At 69.4% G+C, this 16271-nt stretch carries 14 protein-coding genes; 8 read left to right on the top strand and 6 right to left on the bottom strand.

What is annotated here, in order from left to right; all coding sequences use genetic code 11:
• Positions 1–19 precede the first annotated feature (19 nt).
• The 3 genes from ACXJKR_RS02185 to ACXJKR_RS02175 all read right to left on the bottom strand — a co-directional run bounded on the left by ACXJKR_RS02185 (position 20) and on the right by ACXJKR_RS02175 (position 4188).
• A complete protein-coding gene (locus ACXJKR_RS02185; protein WP_056205410.1) occupies positions 20–2533 on the bottom strand; it encodes a cache domain-containing sensor histidine kinase in 2514 nt (837 codons plus the stop codon).
• A 207-nt stretch (positions 2534–2740) separates the two neighbouring features.
• Positions 2741–3553, bottom strand: a complete 813-nt coding sequence (locus tag ACXJKR_RS02180) for an ABC transporter substrate-binding protein (RefSeq protein WP_457320363.1) — start codon at positions 3551–3553, stop codon at positions 2741–2743.
• Positions 3550–4188: an HD-GYP domain-containing protein gene (locus ACXJKR_RS02175; RefSeq protein ID WP_457320362.1), complete on the bottom strand. Its 639-nt coding sequence runs from the start codon at positions 4186–4188 to the stop codon at positions 3550–3552. Before ACXJKR_RS02175 ends, ACXJKR_RS02180 begins: the two co-directional genes overlap by 4 nt.
• Positions 4189–4347: 159 nt before the next feature.
• Between ACXJKR_RS02175 and ACXJKR_RS02170 the strand changes: the two genes are divergently transcribed.
• From ACXJKR_RS02170 to ACXJKR_RS02145, 6 genes are all read left to right on the top strand, one after another.
• A complete protein-coding gene (locus tag ACXJKR_RS02170; protein WP_235532135.1) occupies positions 4348–4899 on the top strand; it encodes a response regulator in 552 nt (183 codons plus the stop codon).
• 14 nt (positions 4900–4913) lie between these two features.
• A complete protein-coding gene (locus tag ACXJKR_RS02165) occupies positions 4914–5651 on the top strand; it encodes an Hpt domain-containing protein (RefSeq protein ID WP_457320360.1) in 738 nt (245 codons plus the stop codon).
• Positions 5652–5857: 206 nt separating this feature from the next.
• Positions 5858–6235, top strand: coding sequence for a response regulator (locus tag ACXJKR_RS02160; RefSeq protein WP_457320358.1), 378 nt, complete (start codon positions 5858–5860; stop codon positions 6233–6235).
• Positions 6236–6377: 142 nt separating this feature from the next.
• On the top strand, positions 6378–7943 hold the full coding sequence (locus tag ACXJKR_RS02155) for a DUF1800 domain-containing protein (RefSeq protein ID WP_457320356.1): 1566 nt from the start codon (positions 6378–6380) through the stop codon (positions 7941–7943).
• A gap of 5 nt (positions 7944–7948) precedes the next feature.
• Complete coding sequence (locus ACXJKR_RS02150; RefSeq protein ID WP_457320354.1) at positions 7949–9181, top strand: DUF1501 domain-containing protein; 1233 nt, start codon at positions 7949–7951, stop codon at positions 9179–9181.
• Between the two features lie 215 nt (positions 9182–9396).
• A complete protein-coding gene (locus ACXJKR_RS02145; RefSeq protein WP_457320352.1) occupies positions 9397–9900 on the top strand; it encodes a hypothetical protein in 504 nt (167 codons plus the stop codon).
• Between the two features lie 6 nt (positions 9901–9906).
• Here ACXJKR_RS02145 and ACXJKR_RS02140 read toward each other — a convergent pair whose 3' ends face one another.
• The 3 genes from ACXJKR_RS02140 to ACXJKR_RS02130 are packed head-to-tail and all read right to left on the bottom strand — an operon-like array spanning position 9907 to position 13532.
• On the bottom strand, positions 9907–10506 hold the full coding sequence (locus ACXJKR_RS02140; RefSeq protein WP_457320350.1) for a DUF6151 family protein: 600 nt from the start codon (positions 10504–10506) through the stop codon (positions 9907–9909).
• Positions 10507–10543: 37 nt separating this feature from the next.
• Entirely contained in the window at positions 10544–11881 is a 1338-nt protein-coding gene (locus ACXJKR_RS02135) for a DUF1501 domain-containing protein (protein WP_457320348.1), read from the bottom strand.
• 1 nt (position 11882) lies between these two features.
• Complete coding sequence (locus tag ACXJKR_RS02130) at positions 11883–13532, bottom strand: DUF1800 domain-containing protein (protein WP_457320346.1); 1650 nt, start codon at positions 13530–13532, stop codon at positions 11883–11885.
• Positions 13533–13736: 204 nt separating this feature from the next.
• On the opposite strand from ACXJKR_RS02130, the gene ACXJKR_RS02125 reads away from it, so the two are divergent.
• Complete coding sequence (locus tag ACXJKR_RS02125) at positions 13737–15014, top strand: efflux RND transporter periplasmic adaptor subunit (RefSeq protein ID WP_457320344.1); 1278 nt, start codon at positions 13737–13739, stop codon at positions 15012–15014.
• Positions 15015–15649: 635 nt separating this feature from the next.
• The coding region (locus ACXJKR_RS02120) for an ABC transporter ATP-binding protein (RefSeq protein WP_457320343.1) at positions 15650–16271 on the top strand (622 nt) is incomplete at its 3' end.

Below are 16271 nucleotides of genomic sequence, written 5' to 3'. Positions count from 1 at the left end.
GTTCCCTTCGATGTTGCCGTCAAAGCGCCGCCGGCGTGGTGTCGCCAAAGCGCGTGGCGGGAAGTGCCAGACTGATGACGGCGCCCCCACCGGCGCGGTTGGCCGCCCAGACGCGGCCATCGTGAGCCTCGGCGATGCGCCGGCAGATCGCCAGGCCCAGGCCCGTGCCGCCGGCGGCGTTCTTGGTGGCGCTGGACTGCACGAAGGCCTCGAAGATGCTCTCCAGCTCGTCGGGCGGAATGCCGGGGCCGCGGTCGGCGACGTCGACGCGCACTTCGTCGGCCGCATCGTCCTGCCAGGCGGTCACCTCGATGTGGCCGCCCACGGGCGAGAAGCGGATGGCATTGGCGAGCAGGTTGCGCAGCAGTTGCTGCAGGCGTCGCGGGTCGGCCAGCACGACGAGGTCCTCGTCGCCCAGGGCCATGGCCAGGCTGAGCTGACGTGCTGCCAGCAGGGGCTCGAGTTCGCGGCCGACCTCGACGGCCAGTGGCCTCAGGTCCAGGCGCTCGGGATGCAGCGGTTCTGCGCCGCGCTCGATCTTGCTGAGGTCGAGCAGGTCGTTGACGAGGCTGAGCATGCGCTGGCCGGCGTGGTGCACGTCGCCGAAGAGCTCGGCCAGGCGGGGCTCGGCACGCGCGCGCCGCGCGCCGATCTCGGAGAAGCCCAGGATGGACTGCAGCGGTGTGCGCAGCTCGTGGCTGACGTTGGCGATGAAGTCGGACTTGGCCCGCGAAGCGTGCAGGGCGGCGTCGCGGGCGGCGCGCGTGGCGCGCTCGGCCTCGCGGAATTCGCTGATGTCCATGAAGCAGACGACGATGCCCATGGGTCGGCCGTGGGCGTCGGGAAAGGTGGACTTGCTGATGTAGAGGTCGCGCCGGCGGCCATCGCCGCCTTGCCAGACGGCCTCGTAGTTCATTTCGCCGCCGCGCGCCAGCAGCTCGGCGTCGCGGCTGTCGTGCAGGGCGGCCTCCTCGGGGCGCAGATAGCTGGCGGCCTTGCGGCCCAGCACCTCGCTGCGGCGCCGGCCGGTGAACTGCTCCCAGGCGCGGTTGACGTCGAGGTAGCGGTTGTCGCTGTCCAGCACCGACGTGGGCAGCGGGCTGCTGGACAGCAGCGAGCGCGCCAGGCCGAGCTGGGCGCGCAGTTCGGCCTGGGCGCGCATCAGGCCGCTGACGTCGGCCGCGCTGCCCACCCATTCGAGGACACCGGCCTGGCGGCGCAGCGGCACCAGGTGGATCTCGAAGCTGCGCGCCTTGCCGTCGGCCGCGATCCAGTCGGCGCGCAGTTCGTGCGGCCGGGCTTCGTGAACGTCGCCGGCCGCGAACAGCGTGGCCACGGCCGGCGAGCCGCCGAACAGCTCCTGCAGCGGCCGGCCCAGCACCTGGGCGACGGGATGGCCGCTGAGGCGGGCATAGCCCTCGTTGATGAAGGTCACCTGGCCGGCCGCGTTGGTGCGGAACAGCAGGTCCTGCACGCTGCCGAAGATGGCGCTGAGTTCGCGCTCACGCTCGGCGACCTGCCGCTGGGCCTCGTCGAGATCCAGCATGGAGCGCTCGCGCGCGTGCAGGGCCGCCGCGCCCACGGCCGACAGCACGAGCAACGCTGCGGCGATGCCGATGGCGGGCAGGCCGAGGTCCCATGCGGTGGACAGCCACTGGGTGCGCAACTCGTCCTGGGGCAGTTCAACGACGACGACGAGGGGACGGGTGCGCAGCGCGCGAAAGGCACCGAGCTGGTCGGCATCGCGCAGGCCCGGGCCGTCCCAGCGGCCGTATTCGCTGCCGGTGCGCACGCGCGCCAGCGGGCCGGTGGGCAGTTGCAGCGAGGCCAGGCGTTCACCTGCCAGGTGGTCGGCACCGGCGGTCACGGCGAGCAGCCGGCCGTCCAGGTCGACGAGTGCCGCCGCGGCGCGAGCGTCGTTCAGCGTCAGTTCCTGGAAGTTGGCCAGTGCGTCGGGGTTGAGCAGGGCGGCGAGCAGGGCCGGCCGCCCGCCGGGAGTCCTGATGCCGCGCAACAGCGGGATGAAGCCCACCCCCGGCGGCACGACGGCGGCCGCGCTGCCTGGTGCGACTCCGGCGAGGCTGGCCAGGCTGCGCGCGGCGACGAAGCCGCCGAGCGAGTCCTGGCCCAGGGCCGGCAGCGGGCCAAGCCTGGCCGTGGCGATCTGCGCACCGCGGTCGGCGGGGTCGGCGGCGGCCAGCACGTGGCCGGCCTCGTCGAGCAGGGCGACGCCGCGCAGGAAACCCAGGCTGGCCTGGGTCTGGCCGAGCAGGGCCTGCAGCACCTCGGGTGGGGCACCGCGCTCGGCCACGTCGGCCAGGCCGGCCAGGGCCAGCTGGGCGGCGTCCAGACTGCGGCTGGCGTGGTCCTCGAGCACGCGCGCGAGCAGCGCCTGGCGGGCGGCGGCCTCGGTCGTCTGCTCGCGCTTCTCGCGCCAGATGCTGTAGCCCGCGCCGGCGAGCAGCGTGGCCGCGAGCAGGACGCCGGCGCTGGCTGTGATGATGCTTGGGCGCCAGCGACTCCGGTGGGGCATGTCAGAGCTCCCCTGCGGGCCGAGCGCCTGGCCTGCCATGGGCCAGAGGCCCATGTCCTTCCGTAGGCACAAGCAGTCCGCAGGGACTGCTTGTGTCCGACTCCAGTTCCCAAGCCGGCCCGCGCAGGCGAAGTGCTTGGCGGTCGATCCGCCAAGCATCGCCGCCCCCTCGGGGGGCAGGCCAAGGTACGCCTTGGACCGGGGGCCTCATTTCTCGCGCACGATGGCGCTCAAGCCGTGGCGCTTGGCGGCGGCCTGCAGCCGGCCGTCGCGCTGGATACGCCCGACGAATTCATCCACAGCCGTCAGCCAGGCGGCGTCGCCGGGCTTGACGGCATAGGCATAGGGCAGCACGAAGAAGGGCGTGGGCGGCGCGACGAGGCGGGCCCAGTCGGCGTTGTCCAGCAGGCGGCGGCTGTAGGGGTAATCGGTCATGAAGGCGTCCACGCGGCCGGCCTCGAGTTCGCGCTCGCGGGTGTCGGGTGGCCGCACGACGACGAGGTTAGCCTGTTTGAGGGCACCCGCCATGACGGGTTCCATGAAGGTGCCGGCCTGCACGGCGATGCGCACGCCAGGGCGGTCCAGGTCTTGCCAGCTCTTCACAACGCGGCTGCTGCGCGTCGTCACCGCATAGATGTCGCTTTCCAGATAGGGCCGGCTGAAGCGCAGTGCTTGAGCGCGTTGTGGCGTCATGCCGACGGCGAACATCGCAACGTCGCAGCGGTCGCGCAGCAGGTCGTCGATGAGGGTCGCGAAAGAGGAGTCGACATAGACGGGCTTGACCTTGAGGTCGGCGGCGAAGGCGGCCGACAGGTCGATGTCGATGCCCGACAGCTGGCCGGTGCGCGGGTTGCGCAGCGAGATGCCGTAGTAGTCGGGCCAGATGCACACCCGCAACTCGCCGCTGTCCTGCACGCGCTGCGAAGGGGTTGTGTTGTTGGGGGCCGCTGAAACCGGTGCGGCGGCGACGGTGGCCAAAAAGCCGAGAAGGCCGAGCAGCGCGGCAGCCAGCCGCGTCATGCCCTCTCTCCGGCGCGCGTCGCGTTGACGCGGTCGCGCAGCGCGATCAGCTCGGGGGCATGGGCCAGAAAGGCGGCGACGATGGCCGGGTCGAAGGCGCTGCCGGCCTGCTCGGCCAGCATCGCCAGCGCGCGGTCGTCGGCGCGGGCCGGGCGGTAGCTGCGGGGCAGGGTCAGTGCGTCGAAATAGTCCACGACGGCAACGATACGCCCAGACAGCGGAATGGTCTCGCCACTGAGGCCTTCGGGATAACCGCTGCCGTCCCAGCGCTCGCGGTGGCACAGGGCGATTTCGGCCGCCAGGGCGAAAAGGGGCAGGCTCGAGCCGCTGAGCAGGGCCGCGCCACGGTGCGGCTGGGTGCGCCGGCGGTGGCGCCCTTCCTCGGCCGTCAGCGGCCAGGGCGGTACGGCGCTGGCAGGGCTGGCGTCGAGCTCGCCGATGTCGTGCAGGGGTGCGGCCAGGCGCAGTTGGCGGGCGCTGTCGGCGTCTATGCCCACATGCAGGGCCAGGGCTTGCGCCAGATGCCCGAGCCGCACGCGATGGGCGCTGCGGTCAAGGTCATGGCCCTCGTCGAGGGCAGGATGGGGCAGCGCCAGCGGGGGTGTGGATGGGGCGAAGGCGGCGGTGAACAACATGGCTAGCTCCGTATCGGTGCCGCATTCTCCGATGCGATCATTTTTATCAAATATTCCAGCTCGGCGATTGCCGGCAAATTCGGCAAAATATCGCAAGTGAACCGTACCCCCTCCACGCCCGACACCTGTTCGACCACCGAAGCCGCCCAACGGCTGGGCATGGCTGTGCGCTCCGTGCAGCTGATGGTCGACCGCGGCGAATTGCAGGCCTGGAAAACGCCAGGCGGCCACCGCCGCATCCTGCGCAGTTCGCTGGAGGCCTGGCTCGCCGCCCGCGCCGGCCGTGCGACGACAGCGCTGCCAGGCACTGGCGCCCGAGCGAACGAACGCCCCTTGACCTTGCTGCTCATCGAGGATTCGGTGCACTTCCAGAACCTCATCAGCCTGGTCGTCAAGCGCGAACTGCCCGAGGCCGAGCTGCACGTCGCCTCCGACGGCATCGCTGGGCTCGCCATGGCCGGCCGCCTGGAACCAGACGTGCTGCTCATCGACATCCTGCTGCCGGGCATCGACGGCGCGGCGCTGATCACCAGCCTGCGCTCTCACCCACAGTTCGCGCGCAGCCGCCTCATCGTTGTGACCGCGCTGGACGAGGCGCAGCGTGCGCCGTATGCCTTTGCGCTGGAGGGCGTGCCKCTGGTGCACAAGACGGCCCTGGTCACCGAGCTGCCACCGCTGCTGGCCGAGGCCGCAGCGGCCCAGCCGACCTGAGCGCGCGCATACCTATGCCCGCGCGCTTGCTGCTGATCGAGGATGACGTCTCGATTGCCCGCTTCGTCGAATTGGCTCTCGAGGAGCTGCCGGACCATGACCCGGCGGCGCCGGCGGTCGAGCTGAGCGTCGTACGCCGCCTGGCCGATGCCCGCGACGCGCTGGCTGGCGGCGGCTGGCAGCTCGTCGTCAGCGACCTGATGCTGCCCGACGGCTCCGCCGAAACCCTGCTCGCAGAGGGCCTGGCCCAGGCTGCCGGTGCGCCGCCGTGGGTGATTTTCAGCGCCGGCGTTCACCCCGACCATCATGCGGCGCTGGCCGCCCGCGGCGTCGTGCGCACGTTGCGCAAACCCGTGCCGCTGACCGAGTTGCTGGACACGGTCAGCGAGCTGCTGCGGGGGCGCACCCTGGCCACCGCACCGGTCGCGGCCTTGGCCACGGGCGTTGACCCGGTGCTGCAGCATTTCGGCGGCGATCAGGCCCTGTACGAGAGTTTTCGCGCCGGCTGCCTGGACCGCTTTGCGGATGATCTCGCGCAGGGCAATGCGGCCGTCGCCAGCGGCGATGCGCCCGCACTGCGCCGCGTCGCTCATGGCCTGAAGGCCGTGCTGGAACTGCTGGGCCATCCCGCCCTGGCCGCCCAGGCCCGCGCGCTGGAGATGGCGGCGGCGGACGGGGCGCCAGGCAGGCCCTTGCCCGACGGCTGGCTGCCGCTGTCGCGGGCGCTGGCCGAACTGCGTCGTCGCGCCTAGGCGATTTCCGCGGCGGCCGCCTCGCAATATTTGGCAAATCCAGCGCGACGCCACCCGTTCAGGGGCGGGTGCATTGATCATCTGTATTAATAGATTTGATAATCGGAGCAAAATCCCGAGTCATGTTCCTATGCCTGTCCCCTGCCGATGCCGTGTTGCCCGATCCAGGCGCTTGCAGCCTGCCGTCTGCTTTTGAAGGGGCGGGCATGACGACAAGCCAGGTTCTCTACGTCGAGGACGATCCCGTCAACGTGATGCTGATGCAAGGCATCCTGGAGCTGCGCCCCGGCTGTAGCCTGCTGGTGGCGCGCAGCGGCGCGGATGCCCGACGCCTGGTGGCGCAGGATCGCGTCGATTTGCTGTTGTGCGATCTGCGCCTGCCCGATATTGGTGGCGACGAATTGCTGACCCAGCTGCGCGCTGCCGGCCTGCCCGACGGTGTGCCGGCCCTGCTGGTGACGGCCGAGTCCGAGTTCGTCGCCTCCCAGCTGGCGCGCCGCCATGGCTTTGACGGCTACTGGAACAAGCCTCTTGACGTAGCCGCCACGCTGCGCAGCCTTGAGCATTGGCTTCGCGGCCAATGAATTTGCGGGCCGAGCGCCGGATCGTCCCCTAGCCGGCCAGCCTCGGGCGAGAGGGGCCCCTCGCTACAAATCTTTGCGCATCGGCCATACGAGCTTGCGTGAATCGGGCGATTCTCTGGTTCAAGAAACCGGAGAGGTCCCCATGAAAAACCGCCGCTTTGTGCTGAGCAGTGCCGCCGCCCTGGCGAGCGGCGTCATGCTGGCGGCGCGCCGCGGCCAGGCGGCTGTTGCGGTTGCAGCTCCGGCCCTGAGCGTCGATGAGCGCGCCCTGCACGCGCTCAACCGCCTGGGCTACGGCCCGCGCCCGACCGACGCCGCCGCCATCGCCGCGCAAGGTGCCGACAAATGGCTGGAGCGCTTCCTCAGCGAGCAACTGGAACCGCGTCGCCTGCCGCAGCCTGAAGGCCTGAGCGCCCGCCTGGCCAGCCTGGAGGTGCTCCAACTCGGCCAGGCCGAGCTGCTGGGTCGCTACCGCGAGGCGGTGAAGGCCGCCCGCGAGGCCCGGCGTGAGCAGGCCCAGGGCATGAAGACCGATGCCGATGCGATCAATGCCGTGCGCGACAAGATCCGCCCCCTCGTCGGCCAGGCCGCGACGGCCCGTCTGTCGCGTGCGCTGCTGAGCCCGGMCCAGCTCGAAGAGGTGCTGACCGAGTTCTGGTTCAACCACTTCAACGTCTTTGCGGGCAAGAACGCGGTCGGCGTGCTCGTGGCCGATTACGAGCAGCGCGCCATCCGGCCCCATGTGCTCGGGCGCTTCCGCGACATGCTGGGCGCAACCGCCAAGCACCCGGCCATGCTGATCTACCTCGACAACGCCCAGAGCGTCGTCGCCGGCTACGCGCCGCCGCAGCGCGCGCGCCGCTTCCTGGCCGAGCGGCCGGAGCTGAAGGCCCGGGTGCCCAGCGGCCTCAACGAGAACTACGCCCGCGAGCTGATGGAACTGCACACGCTGGGCGTGGACGGTGGCTACGCCCAGCGTGACGTGACCGAGCTAGCGCGCATGTTGACCGGCTGGGGCCTGGACACGCGCAAGGCGCTGGTCGGCGGCACGGGCGACCTGTTCGCCTTCGAGCCGCGCAAGCATGACAACGGCAGCAAGACCTGGCTGGGCCATAGCGTCAAGGGCGCCGGCCAGGCCGAGGGCGAGCACGCGCTGGACGTGCTGGCCACCCATCCCGCCACGGCCCGCCATCTGGCCACCAAGTTCGCCCAGGCCTTTGTGGCCGACGACCCGCCGGCCAGCCTGGTGCAAAAGCTCGCCGACAACTTCAAGGCCACGGGCGGCGACCTGCGCGAGTTCGCGCGCACCTTGATCCGCGCCGATGAGTTCTGGAGCCGCGAGGCCTACCAGGCCAAGTTCAAGACGCCCTACCAATACCTGCTGTCCAGCCTGCGCGCGCTGGACCTGCAGCCGGCCGACCCGCGCAATCTGCTCGCCGCGCTGGCGCAGGCGGGCCAGCCTCTTTACGGCGCACAAACGCCCGATGGCTACAAGAACACTGCGGCCGCCTGGCGCAACCCCGAGGCGCTGACGCAGCGCGTGCAACTGGCGACGACGCTGGGCCAGCGCAGTGGCATCAGCGCCGAGAAGCTGACCAGCACCCTGGGTGCGTCGGTCAGTGAACCCACGCGCCGCACGTTGGCGACCGAGCCTGTGGGCCAGCAGGTTGCCCTGCTGCTCGCCAGCCCCGATTTCATGAAAAGGTGACCGCCATGTTGCGTCGTCAATTGCTGCACTTCGGTGCCTTCACCCTCGGCGGCCTGCCTGTGTCTCTGGTGCACGCCCAGGGGGGCACCCAGAAGAAGCTCGTCGTCGTCATGCTGCGCGGCGCGGTGGACGGCCTGTCGGTCGTCGCGCCCTATGGCGAGCGCGAGTACGCCACCAGCCGCCCGCAGATTGCGCTCGCGGCACCGGGCGCGGAGGATGGCCTCATCAAGCTCGATTCGCTGTTCGGCCTGCATCCATCCTTGAGCCCACTGAAGCGCCACTGGGACGGCGGCCAGCTCGCCTTCGTGCATGCCAGCGGCTCGCCCGACCCGACGCGCTCGCATTTCGACGCCCAGGACTACCTCGAGTCCGGTACGCCGGGTCGCAAGTCCACGCCCGATGGCTGGATGAACCGGCTGCTGACGGCCCTGCCGGGTGAGCCGGCGCCAACGCGCGCGATCAGCCAGGGCAGCACGCCGCCGCGCATCTTTGCCGGCACGGCCAGCGTCGCCAGCCTCGGCCTGGGGCCCAATGCGATGCAGCGCCGCGCCATCGACGACCCGCAGATGCAAAGCGGGTTGGCCAAGCTCTATGCCAACGATGCGCAGCTCAGCGGCACGCTGCGCGACACCACCCAGGGCCGCGGCGAGATGAGCCGCAGCATGGCGGCGGGCGAGGGAAAGTCCATGGATCCGAGCGCCGACGCCGGTGCGCCGTCCGCGCGCAGCTTCGCCGCTGATGCGCGGCGCCTGGGTACCTTGATCCGCAAGGACGCCCACACCCAGCTTGCCTTCACGGCGGTGGGCGGCTGGGACACCCATGTCAACCAAGGCGCCGCCCGCGGCCAGCTCGCCAACCGCCTGGCCAGCCTGGGCGAGGGCCTGGATGCGCTGAGCGTGGGCCTGGGCGACACCTACAGGGACACCGTCATCGTCGTCGTCAGCGAGTTCGGCCGCACGTTGCGCCAGAACGGCAACGGCGGCACCGACCATGGCCGCGGCAACGTCATCTGGCTGCTCGGCGGCCCGGTCGCCGGCGGGCAGATGCTGGGCGAATGGCCGGGCCTGGACGCCAGCGCGCTGGCCGACGGACGTGACCTGGCCGTGCGCACTGACTTCCGCCAGGTGCTGACGCCGTTGCTGCAGCGCCATCTCGGCCTGTCGGAAACCGCACTGGCAACAGTGTTTCCCCAAGCCCCGCAAACTTGGCGTTATGCGGACAAGCTGCTGCGTGCCTGAGGCGCCGGCAGCCGCGTTCTAACGAATGGGAGAACGACATGATGCGAAGCGCTTCCTCGTTGTTCGGGCTGTGCCTGTGGGGCGCGGTGCTGGCCTACTGCTTCCTTGTCGCGGTCGGCGCCTGAAAGCCGCCCGCCCCCCACGAACGAAGTCATCCCGCCGCGGCGCGGGGCGTTGAGGCTGGCAGCATCCCGCCACCTTCAGCGTCTCGCCCCATGCGCCACACCGCTCTCGCCCTGCTGATCCTTGCCTGCAATGCTCAGGCTGCCCCCCGTTGCGACGCCGTCAGCGTCGAGTATTCCGCGCCGCGTCTGGTGCCGCTGGCGGGTCATGTGTCGGTCAAGCGCCTGGTCGCACGGCCGGAGCGCGAGCTGGACGACAGCGACCCCGAGTACAAGCCGCGCTCACCCCACGACACGGCGGCCTTCCATCGTCTGGTGACCATCGACTCGACGAAGGAGGGCGTGCCCCGCGTCAACACCATCGAGATCTACACGCTGCAGGGCCCCAAGCGCGTCTGGCGGCTGGACTTCGCCGAGCTGGCCCAGAACGTCGAGGTGCAGTGGCTGAACGAGGATCTGCTTTTCCTGCGCGCCTGGTGGGGCCGCATCGTTTCGACCGAGCTGCTGTTCGAAGTCAGCAGCGGGCGCTTCCTGTATGCCAAGGAGGCCAACTACGGCCTGATGATCCAGCCCTGCGAAGAGCTTCAGGCGAAGTAGCTGCGTTCAGCCGACGCGCTTGGCCGCCGCAAGTTCCTTGGTGGACAGCACCCGGGGCTTCGCAACGGGAGTGCCGGTCTGCGGATCGAAGAAGGGGCTGGCGCGGTAGGTCCCGCGCAGACGGCCCATGATGATCATGGCAAGGGTCTTGGCGATGCCGCTGAACATGCCCGCCGCTCTCGGCTTGCTGTCGCCCAGGGCGCCGTCGACGCCCACACGCATCGTGACCGGTCCGAACGACGCCGCGAGCGCAGCCTTGTCCTGACCGAGGCCCGTATGGATCAGGCCGACGAAATCGGCCTTCCGGTCTGCGAGAGTGTTGCCGATCGGCGTGCGGCAGCAGCTCGCGTACCAGCGCAGCATGCCTTTGTCGGTCAGGCGGATGCAGGTCAGCCGGTCCTGGCCCTGCGTGAACACGACGTGAGAGGCCGGGACCTGCACGATGTCGCTGCCGCCCTGGTTGTCCAGCGCGTCTTGCGTGCCCAGGTATCGGGCAAAGGCCTGGCAGTCGGAGCAATAGCAGACACAGCGATTGGACGGGCGTGTGGGCTGCAGCAGGCCGCGGAGCTGGCCGCAGCGGCACTGGATGGAGTAGGTGTCGGGCATGGGACGGTTGTACCAGCGGCCCCTGCCAGTTTTGTCATCAGCCGAAGTAGCCCAGGTTCTTCACGTTGAAGTTGGCCAGGTGGGGGAAAACCGCGCCCAGGTCGGCCGCGCCGACGCCGAACCAGCTGGCCAGCGTCGCGCTCATCTGGTCCACCGACGTGGTCGGCAGCCAGCGGCCTTCGTCGGACATGTCGTCAGGCCCGGCGAGCACGAGCTGGGGCATGCGGCCGTAGAGCCCGCCCTTGACGGCGCCGCCGAGCACGAAATGGTGGTTGCCCCAGGCATGGTCGGTGCCGCCGCCCGACGCTGGTTGCAGCGTGCGCGCGAAGTCGCTGGCGGTGAAGGTGGTCACCGCATTGGCCATGCCCAGCTGCTGCATCGCGTCGTAGAAGGCCTTCAGCGCGGGGCCGAGGTCGGAGAAGAGTGCTTGCTGCTGGTTGAGCTGGTCGTTGTGGGTGTCGAAGCCGCCCATGCTGACGAAGAAGAGCTGGCGCGTGGCGCCCAGGCCCGAGCGGCCTTCGATCATCTTGGCCACCGTCAGCAGTTGCTGGGCGACGTTGCTGCCCAGGCCGTTGAAGAGGCCGGCGATGCTGCCGGTGCCGGACAGGGCCGTGTTCAAGGCATTGCTGGCCTTGATGGCCTGGTTCAGCACGCTGGCTGCGGCGCGCTCCTCGGCATTGGCATAGGGCTGCTGCAGCAGGCCCTGGTAGAGCTGGTAGAGCGGGCTGGCGCTGGGGTTGTTGCCAAAGCCCTTGATTGCGAAGCTGGTGCCGGAGCCGACGGTCAGGCCGGAGTTGGTGGCGCCGTTCATGAAAACGTTGTTGCCGCTGACCGACAGGGCCATGGGCACGACGCCGTTCGCGGCCTGCAGGTCGGCGATGCGGCCGCCCCAGCCGGCGGTCGACGGCATCGCGTTGCCGCTGAAGGCCTGGCCGCGCTGCCACTGGTCCTGCTGGTCGTCGTGAGAGAACAGATTGCTCGGCCGCTGAGCATTGGCCGCGTTGAACTCCGCCTTGGTCATGGGCCTGACCAGTGGGCCGACATTGGCCTGCACGGCCAGGTGACCTTGGTTCCAGATGTCGGCCAGTGGCGTCAGCGCAGGATGCAGGCCCACGCCGCCGCMGTTCAGCGGCGCGAGAGCCGACTGCGGCAGCGTCAGCCCACCGGCGCCGGCCGTGCCGCGTGCCCGGGCGTAGGCCGCGTAGCCGGCGGTGTCCATCGGCACGACCATGTTGTTGCCGTCGTTGCCGCCGTAGAGGAAGACGCAGACAAGGGCGCGGTAGTCGCTGCCCAGCAGCGGCGCAGCGAGCGAGGGCAGGGCAGAGGCACCGGCGAAGGCGGCGGCGTGGGAGAGCAGATGGCGTCGGGACAGCATTTCAGTTCTCCACCAGGTATTCGGGGGACATCGCGGCGAGGAACAGTGCAGCTTTCGCGCGATCCAGCGGCTTGGTGGCCGGCGCGATCTGCGCTGCCTTCAGAAGTGCAGCTTGCAAGGCACTGCTGGCGCGCCCGGCGAAGAGCACGCGGTTGATCTCGGCGACGAGGCTGGTCGGCGTTGCGGCCAGAGCCTGCCAGCGGGTCAGGTCGATCTTGGTACCGGTGGCGCCGGGCACAGAAGCGTCGGCCGCCACGCCCTTGCCGTTCAGCGCCGTCTGCAGCACGCCGCTCAACTTGAAGGCGGCGCTGGCGTTGAAGACGCCAAAGGCCGGGCCATCCAGGGCCGGGTTGTCGGGCAGGTCGTAGTCGGGCGGGAAGAAGTTGAAGACGCTGGCCGGGCTGTAGACCGTCTGGCCCAGGCTCGCGGCCTGGCTGCGCAGCCAGATGCCATCGCTGACGCCGCCCAGGGCGCGCAGCAGATGCGTCAGTTGCAGGATGGGCTCACGCAGCTTGCCGAAGCTGGCAGGCGCCTGTGGGGAGGCGGCCTCGGCATCGGTCAGGATGGCCGTCAGCACGGCCTTCATGTCGCCGCGCTTGCTGCGCTGGCCATTGACGATGGCCCCGCCGTTGAAGGCCGTGGCCACGCGCTGCACATAGGCCGGGCTGGGGTTGGCCGTGACGAGCTGCTGGATCAACTGGCGGCCGATGAAGGGGCCGACATTGGGGTGGTTGAAGATGTTGTCGATGGCCGCGTCCAGGTCGGCCTGCGCCGTCTGGCCGCCGGGCAGCACGGTGCCGCCCAGCAGCTTCTTTGTGCCCTTGTCGTGGTGGTCGTCGAAGGCGACCATGGGCGCGTCGTAATAGCTCGGGTTGCCGAACTTGTTCTTCGTCGCGCCCGGCCGCGGCGCATACGTCCAGCCGGTGAAGGCGTGGGCGAAGCCCTCGACCGTGTCCTGGTCGTAGCTGGGGATGGGCTGGCCCTTGGCATCGAGCTGCAGGCTGCCGTCGAGGTTGAGCTGGGACAGGCCGATGGAGAACAGCTGCAGCACCTCGCGGGCGTAGTTCTCGTTGGGCTCGATACCCTTGGTCGGGTTGGGCTTGTCGTTGTTGGCCATGTTCAGGAAGCGCCCCATGGCCGGGGACAGCGTCACCTCCTTGAGCACGTCGCGGAAGTTGCCGAAGGCGTTGCGCAAAAAGATGCGCTGGTAGTCGGCCATCGCATTGGGCAGCTTGATGACATTGCCCGACACGACCAGGATCTCCGACAGCGCCAGGGCCGTGCGCTGGCGCAGTTGGTCGGGCTGGTTGACGGCGTTGGCGAAGAACTGCACCTGCACCGGGAACAGCGTGTAGTTGTCGCGTTTGCAGGTGGCCGGCGCGCCCGTGGGGCAGCCCTTGCTCGAGTCGGGGTCGACATACGGCACGCCGCTGAAGTCGGAGTTGGCGAGGTTGAACTGACTCGACAGCCAGCCGGCGCGGCCGCGGGCCATCACATCGGTGACGCTGGCGTCCGTCGGCCCGAAGCTGGCCTGGCCGAGGAAGCGGCGCGCCTCAGACTCCGTCATGGCCGACGGCGGCAGATCGTTAGCCAGCGCTGGCCAGCTCAGGCTGGTCAGCGCGGCCAGCAGGCAAAGTCGGGCGAGAGTCATTTCAGTCTCCGAAGCGGCGCGATTGTTGGAGCCGGCCAGTCGTGTCGTCTCGCCACCAGTTGTGCGCTTTGGTAAGCAAACGCTGCTGCCCGTTGCGGACCTTGTACGGACTGTCCGCCACCTGTCCGCGGACACATGTCGCGGTTGCAAGTCGTTGATTTTTCACGCGGCGCGTGCTGGCACATCCCTTGCGGAAGACAGGGCATGAACACCCGCTTTCGCGACACTTCGGAACAGGACCGCCCCCTCGCTCAAAAGTCCCGGCGCTGGCCGCTGCTGCTGGCCGGCGGCGCGGTCGTCGTGGCCGTGCTCGTGCTGGTGAGCGGCGGCCGAATCAAGCAGATGCTGTCCGCCGACTCGGCCGTCAGCATCGCCCGGCTGTCCGTGGCCACCGTCGACGTGGCACCGCTGACGCGCGACGTCGCCGGCGAAGGCCGTGTCGTCGCCGCGCAGAGCCCGACGCTGTTCGCGCCCGGCGCCGGCACCGTCACGCTCGCCGTGCAGGCCGGTGACCCGGTCAAGCGCAACCAGGTGCTGGCCCGCGTCGACTCACCCGAGCTGACCAACCGCCTCGCGCAGGAGCGCAGCAATGTCGATGCCTTGCGCGCCGACCTGGCCCGCGCCGAGGTCGAGGCCCGCCAACAGACGGCCGCGCTGCAAAGCGCCTTCGAGAACGCCCGCATCGACCAGCAGACCGCCGCCAACGACCTGGCCCGCCAGACCCAGGCCTTCGAGGCTGGCGCCACGGCGCGCATGCAGGTCGAGCGCGCCCAGGACGCTCTCGCCAAGGCCAAGCTCGCGCACGACCAGGCCCGCGACCTGCGCGGCCTCAAGACCGACAGCCTCAAGCTCGACGTTCAGGCCAAGCAAAGTGCCCTGGCGCGCCAGCAGTTGCTGGTGGCCGACCTGGAACGCCAGGTGAGCGAGCTGCAGGTGCGGTCACCGGTGGATGGCCAGGTCGGCCAGCTCTTCATTCCCGACCGCACCAATGTCGCCCGCGACACCAAGCTGCTGTCGGTCATCGATCTGTCGGCGCTGGAAGTGCAGATGCAGGTCGCCGAGAGCTTTGCCCGCGAGCTGCAGCCCGGCATGCCCGGCGAGATCACCGGCAACGGGCAGCGCTGGGCCGGCCAGGTCAGCTCGGTGTCGCCCGAGGTCGTCAATGGCGAGGTCAGCGCACGGCTGCGCTTTGCCGGGCAACAGCCCGAGCAGCTGCGCCAGAACCAGCGCCTGTCGGTGCGGGTGCTGCTGGACAAGCGCGACAAGGTGCTGGGCGTGGCCCGCGGCAGCTTCGTCGACGAGAGCGGCGGCAGCTTTGCCTACGTGGTGCGGGGCGGCGTGGCCGAGAAGGTCGCCGTCAAGCTGGGTGCGCGTTCGCTGGAGCGGGTCGAGGTGATCTCGGGCCTGCAGGTCGGAGACCGTGTCGTCATCTCCGGGTCGGACAACTTCAAGGGCGCGGAGCGCGTCCTGATTGCGGATTGAGGGTTGGTCGTGATGTTTGATCAGGTTGGTGCTGCGACGAGTGCTGCTGATCGCTGCATTGCCGGGAGTCCGTCCCGGCAGCCGGGTAACTTTCTTCTGCGGGGCCAGAAGAAAGTCACCAAAGAAGAGGCCCTGAACCGCACACCAGCACCACGTGCACGAGCTGTGCCGTGCAACAGCCACTCGGTGATTGGGCAGACGCGACCCGCTGCGCTCTCGCTGCTGTCCTTATCAGCAGCGTCACCMATCGCCGTTTCAGCCCGCCTAACGCGCGGCTGCACGCCGRGCTCACGAGAAAACCAAATGCAGCGTCGCCCGAGCGACGCKGYATTCCCTGRTGAGYYCGGCGTGCAGCCGRCGTTAAGCGGCGTGAAGGGGCRGTGGATGGTGCTCGTCAYAGGGACAGCAGCGAGAGCGCAGCGGGTCGCGTCTGCCCGTAATGCAGGTGAGTGTTTTCGCGCGCCGCTCTCGGCGTCGTCGCGATCGTGTGCGGTTCAGCGCCTCTTCTTTGGTGACTTTCTTCTGGCGCCGCAGAAGAAAGTTACCCCGCCGCCGGGCGGGACTCCCGGCACCTTGCCACCAAGCAAGTGCCACTTAGACCACCACGCCCACTCCAAGTGAACAGGACAACCCCCATGCTCCAAATGGAAAAACTGCAGAAGGTCTACCGCACCGAAATGGTCGAGACCTATGCCTTGCGCGACTTCAACCTGACCGTCAACGAGGGCGAGTTCGTCGCAGTGACCGGGCCGTCGGGCTCAGGCAAGACGACCTTCCTGACCATCGCTGGCCTGCTGGAAGCCTTCAGCGGCGGCAGCTACAAGCTCGACGGCATCGACGTCAGCCGCATGGGCGACGCCGAGCGTTCGCGCATCCGCAACCAGAAGATCGGCTTCATCTTCCAGGCCTTCAACCTGATTCCCGACCTGAGCGTGCTGGACAACATCGAGGTGCCACTGCGCTACCGCGGCTTCGGCGGCRCCGAGCGCAAGAAGCGCGCTGCCGATGCACTGGCCCGCGTCGGCCTGTCGGCCCGCGGCCGCCACTACCCGGCCGAGCTCTCGGGCGGCCAGCAACAGCGCGTGGCCATCGCCCGGGCCCTGGCCGGCGAGCCGCGCCTGCTGCTGGCGGACGAACCCACCGGCAACCTCGACAGCGCGATGGCGCGCAGCGTCATGGAGCTGCTGGAAGAGCTGCACCGCGACGGCGCCACCATCGTCATGGTCACCCATGACCCGCAGCTGGCCGCACGTGCGC

The sequence above is a fragment of the Roseateles sp. P5_E11 genome, assembly GCF_054049355.1.
This window is presented reverse-complemented; position numbering and strand designations above follow the sequence as displayed.

Excerpts from the sequence above, each read along its gene's own strand:
- ACXJKR_RS02150 (WP_457320354.1), top strand. The coding sequence starts at position 7,949 with ATGTTGCGTCGTCAATTGCTGCACTTCGGTGCCTTCACCCTCGGCGGC.
- ACXJKR_RS02145 (WP_457320352.1), top strand. The coding sequence starts at position 9,397 with ATGCGCCACACCGCTCTCGCCCTGCTGATCCTTGCCTGCAATGCTCAG.
- ACXJKR_RS02160 (WP_457320358.1), top strand. The coding sequence starts at position 5,858 with ATGACGACAAGCCAGGTTCTCTACGTCGAGGACGATCCCGTCAACGTG.
- ACXJKR_RS02130 (WP_457320346.1), bottom strand. The coding sequence starts at position 13,532 with ATGACTCTCGCCCGACTTTGCCTGCTGGCCGCGCTGACCAGCCTGAGC.
- ACXJKR_RS02180 (WP_457320363.1), bottom strand. The coding sequence starts at position 3,553 with ATGACGCGGCTGGCTGCCGCGCTGCTCGGCCTTCTCGGCTTTTTGGCC.
- ACXJKR_RS02125 (WP_457320344.1), top strand. The coding sequence starts at position 13,737 with ATGAACACCCGCTTTCGCGACACTTCGGAACAGGACCGCCCCCTCGCT.
- ACXJKR_RS02175 (WP_457320362.1), bottom strand. The coding sequence starts at position 4,188 with ATGTTGTTCACCGCCGCCTTCGCCCCATCCACACCCCCGCTGGCGCTG.
- ACXJKR_RS02185 (WP_056205410.1), bottom strand. The coding sequence starts at position 2,533 with ATGCCCCACCGGAGTCGCTGGCGCCCAAGCATCATCACAGCCAGCGCC.
- ACXJKR_RS02140 (WP_457320350.1), bottom strand. The coding sequence starts at position 10,506 with ATGCCCGACACCTACTCCATCCAGTGCCGCTGCGGCCAGCTCCGCGGC.
- ACXJKR_RS02165 (WP_457320360.1), top strand. The coding sequence starts at position 4,914 with ATGCCCGCGCGCTTGCTGCTGATCGAGGATGACGTCTCGATTGCCCGC.